Genomic DNA, 14,364 nt, shown 5'->3' on the forward strand with positions numbered 1-14,364 from the left:
ATCTTATTAGATATATTCTACTTGTAACTTCTTACGCTAGTCAAAATAAAAACACGGACGAATGGAGTTTGTACCGTTTCGTCCGCGTTTTTAGTGATCTATTCTATAAAATTATGCCGTTTGAGCCGAGTCAAACAAGGGAGCGTAATCATCGGAAAGGGTGCCTTTCAACTTATGTAGTTCGCCTTCCGTGACCATCCGTCCGAAAAGTTGCATAAACTGCTGGGTGTAACGCTGACCCGTTTCTTCGTCGGTATCAAGCTTATCAGCTACCCGCTGGTAAAACTCCGTTAGTTTGAATCGCTGTCCCTGATCGCGCTCTTCGGGACTAACCTCCCGAATAATGTCCAGCAGAGGACCGGGAAGCTGGGCGCCCAGGTTATCAGCCGCATTACCGGCCAGGTGTTCGGTAAGGGTGTGTAAAAATGCTCGTGTAATGTCGAGAACCTCGGTTTCGGTTTCTACGCCCAGCGTTTGCTTGGCCTCATGGATGAATTCTGGATATTGCATAACGTTGCTAGTTGTTTGACCGTTAACTGTTAGATAAAGGATGGGGTTTGAAAAGAATGGAAACAAACCAACCTGATAACTAGAAATAGTAGGATTAGCTTTGGTTTACGTCGGCCAGCCGGTGTTGGTTCGTCAATAACTGCTGAAACCACCGTCCTGACGCTTTTACGATGCGCTGTTGCGTGCGGAAATTAACGTAGACCAGCCCAAAACGAGGCCGATAGCCTTCGGCCCACTCAAAATTGTCCAGAAACGTCCAGGCGAAGTAGCCCGTGACAGGTAGCCCGTCGCGCTTGGCGCGTAGGATCTGGTATAAGTAGTTCTGATGGTACTCCAGCCGCGCGGTGTCGTTTACAGCGCCATTCTGCACCGTGTCGTAAAAGGCCGCTCCGCTTTCGGTAATGTGAATTTTTCGAACGCCCTCGTACTGACTGAATTGCTGAATAATGCGATACATGCTTTCGGGGTAAACTTCCCAACCCATTTCGGTAATGGTTGATACGTTGCGTCGGAGGGGCGACACCTGACTGGCCCACAGGTAAGGCATGAAGTACGAATGTTCGACCACCGCCCGGAAATAATGCTGCAAACCGACAAAATCGAAGTCGAAGGCAAGCCGTTCCATGTCGCCGGGTTTCGCTACTTTTTTGGCAATACCCGCCAGAAAGGGTAACTCCTTGGTTGGATAGCCTAGCCCAAGCGTGGGTTCAATAAAGAGTCGATTCATAAGCGCATCGACGCGAGCAGCCGCAGCTCCATCGCGGGTTGACGCCGTAAACGGATCAATCGGGGAGCACGAAAACGTTGTACCTACCTGAGCGTCAGGGACGTTTTGCCGGACAATGCGACCACCTTCGGCCTGGGCCAGCGCGGTATGGTGAATGACCGGCAACAGATTCCGGAAACTCCGCCGACCGGGTGCGTGCTGACCCGTGAAATAACCGAGTACCGAGAAGGCTAGTGGCTCGTTGAGGATAATCCAGTGCTTGACTTTATGGCCGAATGCCTTTGTGCAGACATCCGCAAATTCGGCGAACCAGTCAACGATGTTTCGATTGGGCCAGCCGCCTTTATTCTCCAACGCCTGGGGTAAGTCCCAGTGGTAAAGCGTAATCCAGGGTGTCATGCCCAGGGCCAGGCAGTGATCGATCAGTCGGTCATAAAAGGCGAGTCCTGCTTCGTTCAGGCGACCGCCCAGCTTAGGGCCAACACCATCGGGAAGAATGCGCGACCAGGATAAGGAGAACCGGAACGCATCGAAGCCTAGTTCTTTGTGCAGACGCAAGTCGGATTCGTAGCGGTCGTAGAATTCGCAGGCTACGTCGGCGGTTTCGCCCGTTTTTATTTTTCCTTTTTGCCGGCTAAACGTGTCCCAGACGCTGGGCGTGCGACCGTCGCGATCAACGGCTCCTTCGATCTGGTAGGCGGCTGTGGCGGTTCCCCAAACAAAGTCGGGGCCGAAGGTATGGCGATCAAAATCCGAATACTCGGTCAGTAGAGCAGTCACGTTGCTACGTAAAACAGTGAACAGGCGGCAGAGGCAGTGGACCGTCTGGAATACTCAAAAGTACGGGTCTGGCCGGAAAAGCAATTCGCCAGTCAGGTACATAACCAACCTGACTGGCGAATGTTGTTTTATCAATTTATGACCTAGCCTCTACGACCGAAGGGTGCGTTGCGTGGACCGGGCTGTTGTTGAGCGAATAATCGATCACGCTGAGCGGAGCTAAGCACGGCCAGCATATCCTGACGTTTGCGAAGCTGAAGCTGGCGGTATCCATCAGGCGTCAGTCGGGAAGTGGCGAACATGCGGTCGTAATTATCTTCGATTTTGTGCAGTTGCTTTTCCTGACGGCGGGATAGGCCCACGATTGCATCGATCCGATCAATTTTCAGGTCGTCCTGGCGCTGATCTCTGTCGTAGCGGGAGCCACCATATTGCGGACCACGATTATCGAAAGGCTGCGTATACACGCGTTGAGCCAACGTGATACCGGTTGAAAGAGCGAAGAAAGTAAGGGCGGCTGCGATTGTCTTTTTCATGGTCAGTAAGTGTTTATTTGTGCGTTACTGATTCTTAGAAGCTAATCGGTCCCCAGCGTTTAATCAGGGAGTAGGGCATACTGGCTGAATGCCGGTTTGACGTTGCTGAATCGCCTAAACCGGCTTCCGAACGGCTATACTGTTTTTGATTTTTCCTGCTTGCGATGGGCCATTGCCTGGGCGATGATACTGGCGACGATCAGTTGCAAAGCGTGATACATCATGATTGGCAACAAGGCTACACCCGCCACATTGCCCGGAAACAGCACATTGGCCATGACGCTACCCTGAACAAGCGATTTCTTTGATCCGCAAAACAAAGCGGTGATGCGGTCTTCGCGGCTAAAGTTCAATAGTTTCCCGATCAACGTGATGAATCCGAAGACCAGAAAAAACAGGCCGAGCAGGAGAGCGGCTAACCAGAGCAGATCGAGTGCCGAATAATTAGCGAACAGATTAAGCGTAAACGATTCGCAGAAGGCGGTGTAGACAATCAGGAGAATCGTAAACTGATCGAAATAACGCAGGGCCGTTTTATGTCGCTCGGCAAACCAGCCCAACCGACGATTGAGCAACAAGCCGAGAATAACCGGCACCATAACCTGTAAGGTCAACTTCCCGATGACACTACCCAGATCATACTGACCATTGGTGCTGGTCAGTAAAAAGCTCATCCACAAGGGTGTTATGAATACACCAATCAGACTGGAAATGCTGGCGTTGAAAATAGCCGCCGGTATGTTGCCCCCCGCGATAGAGACCATCACTACCGACGATGAAACGGTAGACGGAAGCGCGGCTACGTAAAAGATTCCTAACCAAAGCAGCTCCGTATCGGGTGTCATCAGCAAGGACCGAGCGCCCAGTACAATAGCCGGAAAAATAATGAATGTAGTCAGGTGAATAACCAGATGGAGTCGGTAATTGCGAAGTCCAGCCCGTAACTGGTCGAAATTCAGGCGTAGCCCGTAAAAGAAAAAGATGAGCGATACACCATAATTGGCCAAGGCTGACAAAGAAAGCGGTCCTTCCAGATTACCCGGTTCCGGCCAGATTTTGGCCAGACCAATCATAGCCAGTAAAGCAAGTATAAACCAGTCGAGCCCAACGCGGGCCAGTAACGTTCCCAGTGAAGTTTTAGCCATAGATAGTAGTAACTGGCTAAGGACAGGTTTCGTTTTAGTCGGTTATGTTTCTGGTCGTTTGGTAGAATGACTTATTACCGGATGCTGATAAACAGCGTTCCACGCCGGGCACAACTCGTATCCGGCGTGGAACGGCTACAAATCAATTCGTCCCAATTCGCAACAGGCTGCCGTTTTCGTAGATCAATTTGGAGCCATCGGCATAGCGTAGCTGGCTGGTGTGTGCCTGAAACCCACTTGGTATAGTGACCGTATGCTTCAACTCGGTAGTGTCATTCAACGACGGTATCCAGCCGCACGACCACACCTGTACGTCGTTCCAATTGCCGTTGCGTGTGGTAGTTAACACGTTGGGTGGTAGGTTCGACGGTAGACCGTTACCGGAGCCGTTAATCGTTATGGGTTCGCTGACTTCACCCGTTATGGCGGGCGACGTTGACTTTACGCGAAAGCGGTAGCGACCATTGGCCCAGCCGGGTAGATTGACGGGTAGAGGATTGGCTGTCCCTGTCGCCAGCGTTGCCAGATAACAGCCTGTTTCGCTTAAAATGTCAACCTGGTATTGGTTGTCTGCTCGCGTGGGTACGCGTGAAAAATAAGGTACCTGAACCTGCTGGCCGGGACTTGTCGTAAACGGAAATACGTAGCCCGTTGTGAGCAAAATGGTGCGGTTCGGCAGTGAGGGCTGCGTGTTCGCAAAATAGGTGGGGGGAAGCGACTGACTCCACACATCGACCAGCGACGGGCAATCATCGGAATCGAAGTGGAGGTGAAAATAATCGCCTTTGCGGTAAATGGGGTAAATCATGCCGTCGGTGGCAGGACCTGCCCAGTTATTCGGCTGGCTTGCCAGCGTATTCTGCGCTGCGATAATATTCGGATCGGTTTCGTGGTTGTTGTATTCGCTGCCGAGCGTAGCCGGAATGTAACTAACCCGCGAGACAACCCAGCTTAACTTGCCGAACCCCATCTGCGCCCGCGATTTGTCGATAACCGTACCAATGTTATTGACATAATCATTGTACGACTGGTAGTAATTATCGCCTTCACCCTGATGCCACAAAACCGCTCGTACTCCGGTCCGTTTCAGGTAATGCAGAATGGTAGCACCCAAAAGCCGGTAAGGCATATTGTTTGATAAACTTCCCCAGCTTTCTTCGCCGTTGGCCGTGCGGACCCAATGTTTAGAATTTGTGGCAGGGTAAGAAGCGCCGTAAAACATAACCGGTATGTTGTGTTGAGCAACCAGTCGGTCGCCTAGTGCACCCCAGAGATACAGGTAAGCGCCCGGAAACATACCCGTATTGTTGAGACCGCTTGATAAATCGGCGTGGCTGACCGCAAAAGGCAACGCATTTTCGGAGAACTGCCCGGCCTGACCAGTCCAGTAATTGATGATCGAAACCCGATCGTCATTGGCCTGTCCGCTGTAGCAATTGACACCCCAGGAATTTGACTGGCCAGCCGTGACAAATACCTCACCAACCCCAACCCGATCCATGTTGGTAGACGCTAGTTCGGTATCGCCCGCATAGGCTTTTACCTCCAGGTTGTACCATCCGCCCGTCACACCAGTAAACGTACCCTGAAATACGCCATTGCTGGGCGCATTGTCGAGTACAACCCAGCCGGTAGGGTTACCGCCCTGACGAACCGTTAACTGCGCCCGAATTTGTGTGGCATTGGTTGGGCATTGACCCGTCACGGGCACATTGGCCCGGTTGTCATTATCACGTTGAAGAACGAGTCGGCTCGTTGGAAACGTGATTTCCAGTTGTGCATACAGGTTGGGTAAGAAAAGGAAAAAACAAAGACATGTTTTTAGTGGATAGCGAAAAAAGTACATGATTAATGGATAGTGTGGTTACCTAATAGCGAACATAGTGAATATAATCAATGCAAAGCAGAATGCATCTTTCTATTCATAGGATCTCTCTACTTGCTGTGACCCAAAAAATGCGAAAACTGTTGCTTAATACGGATCAATTAGTTGCAAAAAACAGGAATGGCGGGTGCTATTGAAAGATGAATTGAGCCTATATCAGTTGATTACGAGAACGTTAGTGGATGCCGTGGAGATCCGTGATGGGCATAACGAAACAGTCTCTCTGTCCACCGTTACGCTAAGACGGTGGACAGAGAGACTGTACGAGAAGTCCTGACAAACTTGTTGTCGATGGCTATTTTTTGAAAGCCAGTGCCTTTACTGGTCTGATGCGGCTGATAATAAACGTCGGCATCCAGAGTACAACAGCAATCAACAGAAGCGTTGCTGCATTCAGGGCCAGAATAGTTGACCAGTCCCAGACAATCGGGACATAATTCATGAAGTAATTTTTCGGATCGAGCGGGATTAGCTTAAACCGGTCCTGAATAAAGCAAAGGCCAAGGCCGACGGCATTGCCAATGAGTAAGCCCCAGCCGACCATATTTAGACCGACGAATAAAAACATTCGTCGGATAATTGAATCGGGACTACCCAGGGCTTTCAGAAGACCAATCATGGGCGTTCGTTCCATCATCAGTACCAGCAATACCGACACCATATTGAAGGACGCCACAAAGGTGATCAGGGCTAGCAGAATGACCATGTTGCGGTCGAGAAGCACCATCCAGTCGAAGAGCGGGCGGTACTGATCGGTTACGCGCGTGAGCCGCATGTCGGGCGTCATCACGTCGAAAATCGTGTTGGCCGTGGCATCCAGCCGGTTAAAATCGTTGACGAAGATCTCGTAACTACCGACCGAGTCGGGACCCCATTTGTTCAGGCGTTGAATAAGCCGGATGTCTCCCAGAGCAATAGTCTTGTCTACCTCTTCCAGCCCCGTTTCATAAATGCCGACCACCGTCATTTTGCGGGCGCGTGGCGGATTGCCCAAAAAATACAGCGGAATGCTTTCGCCCACGTTGACTTTCAACTGATTGGCCATGTACTGACTGATCAGTAATTGGGTAGAACCCGTTCCGGTGTCGGCACCAACGGTTGGTACCGTGCCCGCTACGAGCGAACCATTGAACAGATTCCAGTTGTAATCGCGTCCTACACCTTTCAGAATAACGCCGGTCAGTTCGTCACTGGTCTTTAAAATTCCGGCTTTCAGCGCAACGCCCTGAATATGCTGCACACCAGGAGTCTGGGTACTATCCTGATAAAGTTTTGTGTCGAGGGATAAAGGCGTTTCCTGGTAGGAATTATTGTTCGTGAATTTACTAACCTGTAAATGCGCCCCGAACAGAAAAATTTTCTGCTGAATGGTGTTCTTAAAGCCAAATAGCACCGAAAAGGCGACAATCAGGATGGCTAGGCCAAGGGCGATGCTGATGATGCCAACGCGGGTGACAGTAGCCGAGAAACTACCCTCGGGTGCATGACGGACCTTGCGGGCCAGAAAAATGGGGACGTTCAAAACGGGTTTCTGTTTAGAGTTTGTGCGGTTGCCCGCCGGGGTTTACGGATGCCTGTAAGCAGTTAACAGTGTTAACGGAAGCAGGAAAGCCGTTTCTGACCCGTGCCAACGAGTACGTTACCGATTAATAAGACGCTATTTTAATGAATAGTTTTGGTGCTCAATGTAACTACAAAGCTAACGGACAAGTCGATGAACTGTCACAAAAATTGAGCAGGAATCTTCGCCGGTTGGATTCGAAACGCCTTGCTATCCCAAAGGAAGCCTTGAAACAGCGTACTTGCCTAAGTGTCTTTCCTGCTACTGCCTGTTTTTATTGATGGGCAAAAAGTATGAGTTTTGCATATCTTGCTCTTAACGCACAACTATGATTTCGTTACGTAATCTGTTCTTCTTTGCCTGTTGTCTGGTCGTTTTTGCCTGCCAGGGTCAAACGAATCAAAAAGCGCCCGGCTCATCGGATATTCAAACCGGAGCTGACCAAATGGCGCTTTATCTGCCCGCCTTACAAGGCAAACGCGTGGGTATGGTTGTCAATCATACATCGCGGATTGGTAAAACCCATCTGGTCGATAGCTTGATTGCACGCGGGGTGACTGTGAAAACCATCTTTGCGCCGGAGCATGGATTTCGGGGAGAGGCCACCGATGGCGAAAAAATCAGCAACAGCCGTGACCCGCGCACCGGCGTTTTTATAACGTCTTTATACGGTCGGAACAACAAGCCAACGCCCGCTCAAATGGATTCGCTGGATGTTGTCATCTTCGATATTCAGGACGTAGGAACGCGGTTTTACACGTACATCAGCACCATGCATTACGTTATGGAAGCCTGCGCCGAAAACAATAAACCGCTGATTATTCTTGATCGCCCTAACCCAAACGGCCACTACATCGACGGTCCGGTGCTTGATCCGAAGTTTAAGTCGTTTGTGGGTATGCATCCGATCCCGGTGGTTCACGGCCTGACCGTTGGTGAGCTGGCGCGGATGATCAACGGGGAAGGCTGGCTGGCCGGTCGGAAAACGTGTCCGCTGACCGTAGTGCCCGTCAAAAACTACACACACCAGACGCCCTATGTACTGCCGGTTCGGCCTTCGCCCAATCTGCCCAATCAACAGGCTGTGTTGTTGTATCCATCGCTTTGTTTTTTCGAAGGAACGGTCGTGAGTGTAGGCCGGGGAACGGACAAGCAGTTTCAAGTGATTGGCTCGCCCTACACCAAGTACGGACCTTACACGTTTACACCGGTTGACAAGCCCGGCGCGATCAATCCGCCGATGGAAGGACAACTTTGTTACGGGATAGACTTATCGACAGTTGCCATCTCGAAGAAGGAAATGATGCTTAATTATTTCTTTGACTTCTTCAAAGGGGCTAGTGATAAAAGTAAGTTTTTCCTGGCCAACAACGGTATCGACCGCCTGGCGGGTACTGACCAGCTACGGTTGCAGATGATCGCAGGCGTGTCCGAAGCCAAGATCCGGGCAAGCTGGCGACCGGCGCTGGGCGCTTACAAGATAACCCGCGCCAAGTATTTGTTATATCCATAAATTTTTTTGACAGGGTTTACACGATTGACAGGATGATCAGCCGGGCCACCGGGCGGATTTTTGGCTTCAGCTCATCTTGTCAATCCTGTCAGGCAATACACATTAGAGACGTAGTATTTCTGAGCTGTAGAATCCTGTTCATCTTGTTCATCCTGTCCGAAAAGAATACTTTCGGTAAAGGTTGTCTCAAAAAATGCCCTAACTTTGCATTTTGGAGACCCCTCATGGCCACTGAACAGATTCTTATTCTGGATTTTGGTTCACAGTACACCCAACTTATTGCCCGCCGGGTGCGTGAACTGAACGTTTACTGCGAAATCCATCCGTACAATCACATTCCAACGATTACCCCCAATATCAAGGGCATCATTCTTTCGGGAAGTCCATCGTCTGTCCGCGACGCCGATGCGCCCGAAGTTCATCTAGCGGCCTTCCGCCACAAAATGCCGGTCCTTGGCGTATGCTACGGGGCTCAGTTGCTGGCTCATACGAGCGGTGGCGAGGTGCAGGCGTCTGCGATTCGGGAGTATGGCCGGGCTAAACTAGGCACCGTCAACACCGACAACACGCTGATGCAGGGCATCGACCCGCATTCGCAGGTTTGGATGTCGCACGCTGACACGATCACCAACGTTCCTGATAACTTTAATATCATTGCCTCAACCGATACCGTTCGCGTAGCGGCTTTTCAGGTTGAAGGTGAAGAAACGTACGGCATTCAATTTCACCCCGAAGTGACGCATTCGCTCCAGGGAAAAATCTTGCTTCAAAACTTCGTTGTTGACATTTGCGGCTGTTCGCAAGACTGGACAGCGGAGTCATTCGTCGAAACGACGGTCGCTCAGTTGAAAGAAAAAATCGGTAACGATAAGGTCGTGCTGGGACTATCCGGCGGGGTCGATTCGTCCGTAGCGGCTGTACTGATTCATCAGGCGATTGGAGCTAATCTGTATTGCATCTTCGTCGATAATGGCGTATTGCGGAAAGACGAGTTCGCTGGCGTATTGGAATCGTACAAAACGCTCGGCTTGAACGTCAAAGGTGTTGATGCGAAAGATCAGTTTTACACGGCTCTCGCTGGCCTGACCGATCCCGAAGCCAAACGGAAAGCTATCGGCAAAACGTTTATCGACGTATTTGACCACGAAGCGCACTTGATCGAAGGTGTATCGTGGTTAGGGCAGGGTACTATTTATCCCGACGTCATTGAGTCGGTTTCGGTAAAAGGACCTTCGGCAACGATCAAATCGCACCACAACGTAGGCGGTTTACCCGATTTCATGAAGCTGAAAGTGGTAGAGCCGCTCAATACGCTCTTTAAAGACGAGGTTCGGGCCGTAGGGCGGACGATGGGTTTGCCGGAGTACATTCTGGGACGCCATCCATTCCCCGGTCCCGGTCTGGCTATTCGTATCCTGGGTGACATTACTCCCGAGAAAGTTGAGATTCTTCAGCAGGTGGACGCCCTGTTTATCGACGGTCTGAAGCGTGAAGGACTGTACGACAAGGTTTGGCAGGCGGGTGCTATCCTGCTGCCGGTGCAGTCGGTTGGCGTTATGGGTGATGAGCGTACGTACGAACGCGTCGTTGCTCTCCGGGCTGTAACGAGTGTGGATGGGATGACCGCCGATTGGGCGCACCTACCGTATGAGTTCCTCGCCGATATTTCGAACGAAATTATCAACCGGGTTAAAGGCGTTAACCGGGTTGTTTACGATATCTCTTCGAAACCACCCGCTACTATTGAGTGGGAATAATACCGTTTCTTAGACGATCAGATGATAACAGAATGCCCGGTGCGAGAGTACCGGGCGTTTGTGTTTTAAAGGTTTTTCAAAAAGGTATTTCGAGCGCTAATTCGTTTGGTCAATGAACGTATGAGTCGAAGAATCAGTCGCTAATCGGTTTTTTAATCGATAATTAGTCTAAATAATGTAAATTGCAACCGTAATTTGCGGTTGACCTATTCGGTACTGCCTTCGAAAAGCGACAACTCAGGTAGCGGATTTCGATAAGTACAAAAGAAATAGGCTGGTTATTTACAGGCTGAAAGAGTTTGAGTAGCAGCCGCATCCAAGAATAGGCACTGGTAAGCGCCAACGAAACGGTGTTGTCGCAGGCAGATGATTCGGGGGCGTGTCACGCTGTTTGCGACAACAAACCGATTGGTAAATAAACTTTATAACGGCTGAATGAGTCGACGATGACGGTAAAAAAACTGGTTGGAAAGCTGCACCTCTGGCTCGGCATGGCGTCCGGGCTGATTGTATTTGTCATTAGCCTCACGGGATGTATTCTTGCTTTTGAGCAGGAGATCAAAAATGCTACCGAGCCTTACCGGTTTATTCAGACTCCGGCCAATGGAAAGTTGTTACCGCCGTCGGTACTCAAAGCAAAGGCAGAAGCCGCGCTGCCGCGTAAGACCGCCAATGGTGTTTTGTACGAAGCCGCCGGGCGAAGTGCTACCGTTGGCTTCTATAATTTCGACCCGGAGTTTTATTACGTGGTGTACATCAACCCCTACACGGGTGAAATTCTGAAAGTATGGGATGAGGACGAAGACTTTTTCCATTTCATCCTGCACGGACATTACTATTTATGGTTACCCGAAAAGGTGGGTCAGCCTGTAGTGGCATCGGCTACGCTTATTTTCCTGGTGTTACTGATTAGTGGCCTAGTGCTTTGGTGGCCCAAGAACAAAAGTGCGGCTAAACAGCGATTCAACGTCAAGTGGAACGCTGCTTGGCGTCGGAAGAATTACGATCTGCACAACGTATTGGGTTTTTACGTGATGGTTGTCGGGCTGGTTTTTGCGGTAACTGGTTTGGTGTGGGGGTTTCAGTGGTTTTCGAAAGCGATGTACCGCGCTACGGGCGGGACTGGATCGGCTGAGTATATCATACCACCTTCTGACTCGACCGCTACACCAGTTGTATCGTCGGTGGCTACCGGAGTGGACCGTATCTGGTTGAAACTACGCCGGGAAAATCCAACGCAGCAAGGCATAAATCTGTCTTTCCCCAAACTGCCCAATGAGTCTATTTATTCGTATGTCAACTATCGACCGGGCACGTATTACAAAGTAGACTACCATTACTTCGATCAGCGTACTTTAAAAGAACTATCGGTTGACAGTCCCTACAGCGGTAACTACGCCGATGCTACGTTTGCTAACAAGTTCCGGCGCATGAATTATGATCTTCACATTGGCGCAATTTGGGGGTTGCCGGGTAAAATTCTGGCGTTTTGTGCAAGCCTGATCTGCGCTAGTCTGCCCGTAACAGGCTTCCTGGTCTGGTGGGGACGGCGAACCAAAAAACGCCCCGTCAAACGGGTTGTTGCCAGGCCGGTAGCCGTTGGTAGTCAGCTGTGAGAAAGTGGTTGAAAAATTACGGGCCTGTTCAGAAATTAACCTTAAATTTTCTCAACTTTAGCTCTTACTTCTAACCGTTTTCTACAATGACAACAAAGTACATTAGCCGAGTAATGATGCTGGCCCTGGCAGGCGTCTTACTAACAATGGTTTCGTGGGCACAAGGCGACAAAGCCAATCGTCCCAGTCCACCTGCTACAGCCAGCGGAAAAATAAAAGACGCCACAATTACCATCAACTACGGCAGTCCATCGGTCAAAGGGCGTCAGGTCTGGGACCCTAGCGGTACACTGGCTCCTTATGGCAAAGTATGGCGGGCCGGTGCCAACGAAGCCACTACTTTCGAAACAGATAAAGCCATCAAGGTAGAGGGCAAAGAGCTACCCGCCGGTAAGTATGGCTTTTTCGCGATTCCCGGCGAAAAGGAGTGGACCATTATTTTCAATAAAGTAGCGAACCAGTGGGGCGCTTTCAAATACGATCAGGCTCAGGATCAGTTGCGCGTAACAGCCAAGCCGAAAAAATCGGCCCAAATGAATGAACGGCTGGCATACGACGTAACGAATCAGGCGGTCGTGCTAAAATGGGAGAATGTAGAGGTTCCAATTGCTGTTCAGTAACTCGTTCGTTTTATTCAAGCCCCCAACGTCATTGGCCTAGTCAATCGTTGGGGGCTTTCGTATGTGAGGAGTTGACTATTAGGCGATGGGCTCGTCAAGGATTAGCTCTTTGTCAAGGCCGCACCGCTCCATAAACTCGTTTGTAAACACCGCTCGTGTAGGCGCATCCAGTAAGTGTTGACGGGCCACTATCCAGTCGTCAACGGCTTTATTGCCGTACTGCCGCCGAACGCGGTCTCCGTCTAGGTTGAAGTTGACTTTGCCCCAATGTTGGGTATAGGGTATGTCCAACGTTTCAAGACGGGTCCAGATTCGTTGGAGAAATTGCCTTGTTAATGAAGATTCAACACCGTCTAACTCCAATACGCAGGTTATCGGAAAGCGCGTGAACCCTAGCGTTGCGGGCGTTCGTTTCACCCAGCGTAGACCCATAACACCCGGAAAAGCCGACTGCGCATTCATGGCAATGATTTCTTCAAGAACGCGTGGACTATCGTTGGAATCAATGCCGATTGCCGCGCTTGACGCCTTGCCGCGAACGTTGGTGTTGCCAAAGAAGTCACGCATTGTGCCAACCCAACCATCGGTGTCTTCCAGCGCCTGTGGGTACAAGGCGTTGACTAGTGCAGGAACCAGTTTGCGGGGTGTAAGCCGATCTAACAGGGTTTGGATTAATCCCATCGTATCGTCGCCGTAAATAAAGCCCGGCTTTGGAGGAGGGGGGGCTGCGGCAATGGGCTTTGTCCGATGTTTATACAGAATTCGAACAAAGGGGCCACGCGTTGCATCGGCTCCGGATGGATCGAACTGGTGTGGGTTAACAATGAGTTGAAAATGATACGGTTTTGCATCGGCTGTTGCGGCAGGCAGGCGAAGTATAGTGGCGATTCCGGAAAAATCGCAATCGGTCATCGCTTTTTTCAGACCGTCAGTATAGGCTACGCTCTTAGCACTGTACGATTTTAGCCAGAACAAATCGTCTGTTTCGAGCATGATGCCGTGCACAAAACCGAATGACCCGAAGCTGACCACTGCCGCATTGAACAGGTCATCGTCACGAATGACTTCCGTTACGGCCAGCAGATCGGTAAATGGCTTTCCGGCTACGGGATAGGACTGACGCTCAAGCCAAACGTGCTTGTTAGGGCCGCAAACAATATGCAAGCCGACAATGGCGTCGTGCACTGCACCGTAGTCAAAAGCTGCCCCGTGCGTACCGGTCGCTGTTGCTCCGGCAATAGTTTGCCCATTGCTGGCACCCGAAGCGCGGATTGACTTGTTCCGGGCTTCCAGCAATTGCTCCAGAATATGAACCGTTGTGCCGCATTCGGTGAAAAAGAGATTATCCGCTGATTGGCCCGCAGCCAGGTAGGCCGGCGCGACGGATGTGTTTCGAATCGCAAAAGTTTGCATAAGCGCGTCGGTATCGACCATGCCTCCATTGGTAACACCAACCTTAGCGAACGACCAGTTCTTGCCGATGGCGCGGAGTCGAATCTTATTGTCAATCGCGTGTTTGATCAGCCACTGAAAGTTAGCTGTCGTCTGCCGGTATTCGGACTTGCTGTCGGGCAGTCCACTCGGAATGGTTAGTTTGAAGGAAGCACCCGCTGTAAGTGGCTGCGTAAAATTTTCGTGGCGATTCGTCACCTCAGACACCACAAGTTGTTGAAGACCATTGGGTAATCTCATCGTTCTGAATGGGTTAGTACGG

The 14,364-nt window shown here is 50.6% G+C and carries 11 protein-coding genes; 4 read left to right on the forward strand and 7 right to left on the reverse strand.

The features are described from left to right. Positions 1-111 precede the first annotated feature (111 nt). The 6 genes from LQ777_RS05190 to LQ777_RS05215 form a co-directional block, all read right to left on the reverse strand. On the reverse strand, positions 112-510 hold the full coding sequence (locus LQ777_RS05190) for a DUF2267 domain-containing protein (RefSeq protein ID WP_232561462.1): 399 nt from the start codon (positions 508-510) through the stop codon (positions 112-114). Positions 511-604: 94 nt separating this feature from the next. Further along, complete coding sequence (locus LQ777_RS05195; protein WP_232561463.1) at positions 605-2,017, reverse strand: GH1 family beta-glucosidase; 1,413 nt, start codon at positions 2,015-2,017, stop codon at positions 605-607. A 143-nt stretch (positions 2,018-2,160) separates the two neighbouring features. Beyond that, on the reverse strand, positions 2,161-2,553 hold the full coding sequence (locus LQ777_RS05200) for a hypothetical protein (protein ID WP_232561464.1): 393 nt from the start codon (positions 2,551-2,553) through the stop codon (positions 2,161-2,163). A gap of 134 nt (positions 2,554-2,687) precedes the next feature. Continuing rightward, positions 2,688-3,698: a bile acid:sodium symporter family protein gene (locus LQ777_RS05205; protein WP_232561465.1), complete on the reverse strand. Its 1,011-nt coding sequence runs from the start codon at positions 3,696-3,698 to the stop codon at positions 2,688-2,690. 142 nt (positions 3,699-3,840) lie between these two features. Beyond that, positions 3,841-5,544: a sialate O-acetylesterase gene (locus LQ777_RS05210; protein ID WP_232561466.1), complete on the reverse strand. Its 1,704-nt coding sequence runs from the start codon at positions 5,542-5,544 to the stop codon at positions 3,841-3,843. 334 nt (positions 5,545-5,878) lie between these two features. Next, positions 5,879-7,105: an ABC transporter permease gene (locus LQ777_RS05215; protein WP_232561467.1), complete on the reverse strand. Its 1,227-nt coding sequence runs from the start codon at positions 7,103-7,105 to the stop codon at positions 5,879-5,881. A gap of 367 nt (positions 7,106-7,472) precedes the next feature. On the opposite strand from LQ777_RS05215, the gene LQ777_RS05220 reads away from it, so the two are divergent. The 4 genes from LQ777_RS05220 to LQ777_RS05235 all read left to right on the forward strand — a co-directional run bounded on the left by LQ777_RS05220 (position 7,473) and on the right by LQ777_RS05235 (position 12,650). Continuing rightward, complete coding sequence (locus tag LQ777_RS05220; protein WP_232561468.1) at positions 7,473-8,657, forward strand: exo-beta-N-acetylmuramidase NamZ family protein; 1,185 nt, start codon at positions 7,473-7,475, stop codon at positions 8,655-8,657. A gap of 224 nt (positions 8,658-8,881) precedes the next feature. After that, a complete protein-coding gene (gene guaA / locus LQ777_RS05225) occupies positions 8,882-10,414 on the forward strand; it encodes a glutamine-hydrolyzing GMP synthase (RefSeq protein WP_232561469.1) in 1,533 nt (510 codons plus the stop codon). Positions 10,415-10,860: 446 nt separating this feature from the next. Then, positions 10,861-12,030: a PepSY-associated TM helix domain-containing protein gene (locus LQ777_RS05230; RefSeq protein ID WP_232561470.1), complete on the forward strand. Its 1,170-nt coding sequence runs from the start codon at positions 10,861-10,863 to the stop codon at positions 12,028-12,030. An 86-nt stretch (positions 12,031-12,116) separates the two neighbouring features. Then, complete coding sequence (locus LQ777_RS05235) at positions 12,117-12,650, forward strand: DUF2911 domain-containing protein (protein WP_232561471.1); 534 nt, start codon at positions 12,117-12,119, stop codon at positions 12,648-12,650. Between the two features lie 78 nt (positions 12,651-12,728). Here the strand turns inward: LQ777_RS05235 and LQ777_RS05240 are convergent, their stop codons facing one another. Further along, positions 12,729-14,342 (reverse strand): FAD-binding protein, encoded by a 1,614-nt coding sequence (locus LQ777_RS05240; RefSeq protein ID WP_232561472.1) that lies wholly within the window; start codon positions 14,340-14,342, stop codon positions 12,729-12,731. Between the last annotated feature and the right edge of the window lie 22 nt (positions 14,343-14,364).

It is taken from the genome of Spirosoma oryzicola (assembly GCF_021233055.1).
Taxonomy (GTDB): Bacteria; Bacteroidota; Bacteroidia; order Cytophagales; family Spirosomataceae; genus Spirosoma; species Spirosoma oryzicola.

Bases quoted from the DNA above. Each gene is read 5' to 3' on its own strand.
- LQ777_RS05235 (WP_232561471.1), top strand. From the start codon at position 12,117: ATGACAACAAAGTACATTAGCCGAGTAATGATGCTGGCCCTGGCAGGC.
- LQ777_RS05240 (WP_232561472.1), bottom strand. From the start codon at position 14,342: ATGAGATTACCCAATGGTCTTCAACAACTTGTGGTGTCTGAGGTGACG.
- LQ777_RS05190 (WP_232561462.1), bottom strand. From the start codon at position 510: ATGCAATATCCAGAATTCATCCATGAGGCCAAGCAAACGCTGGGCGTA.
- LQ777_RS05230 (WP_232561470.1), top strand. From the start codon at position 10,861: ATGACGGTAAAAAAACTGGTTGGAAAGCTGCACCTCTGGCTCGGCATG.
- LQ777_RS05210 (WP_232561466.1), bottom strand. From the start codon at position 5,544: ATGTACTTTTTTCGCTATCCACTAAAAACATGTCTTTGTTTTTTCCTT.
- LQ777_RS05205 (WP_232561465.1), bottom strand. From the start codon at position 3,698: ATGGCTAAAACTTCACTGGGAACGTTACTGGCCCGCGTTGGGCTCGAC.
- guaA (WP_232561469.1), top strand. From the start codon at position 8,882: ATGGCCACTGAACAGATTCTTATTCTGGATTTTGGTTCACAGTACACC.
- LQ777_RS05200 (WP_232561464.1), bottom strand. From the start codon at position 2,553: ATGAAAAAGACAATCGCAGCCGCCCTTACTTTCTTCGCTCTTTCAACC.
- LQ777_RS05220 (WP_232561468.1), top strand. From the start codon at position 7,473: ATGATTTCGTTACGTAATCTGTTCTTCTTTGCCTGTTGTCTGGTCGTT.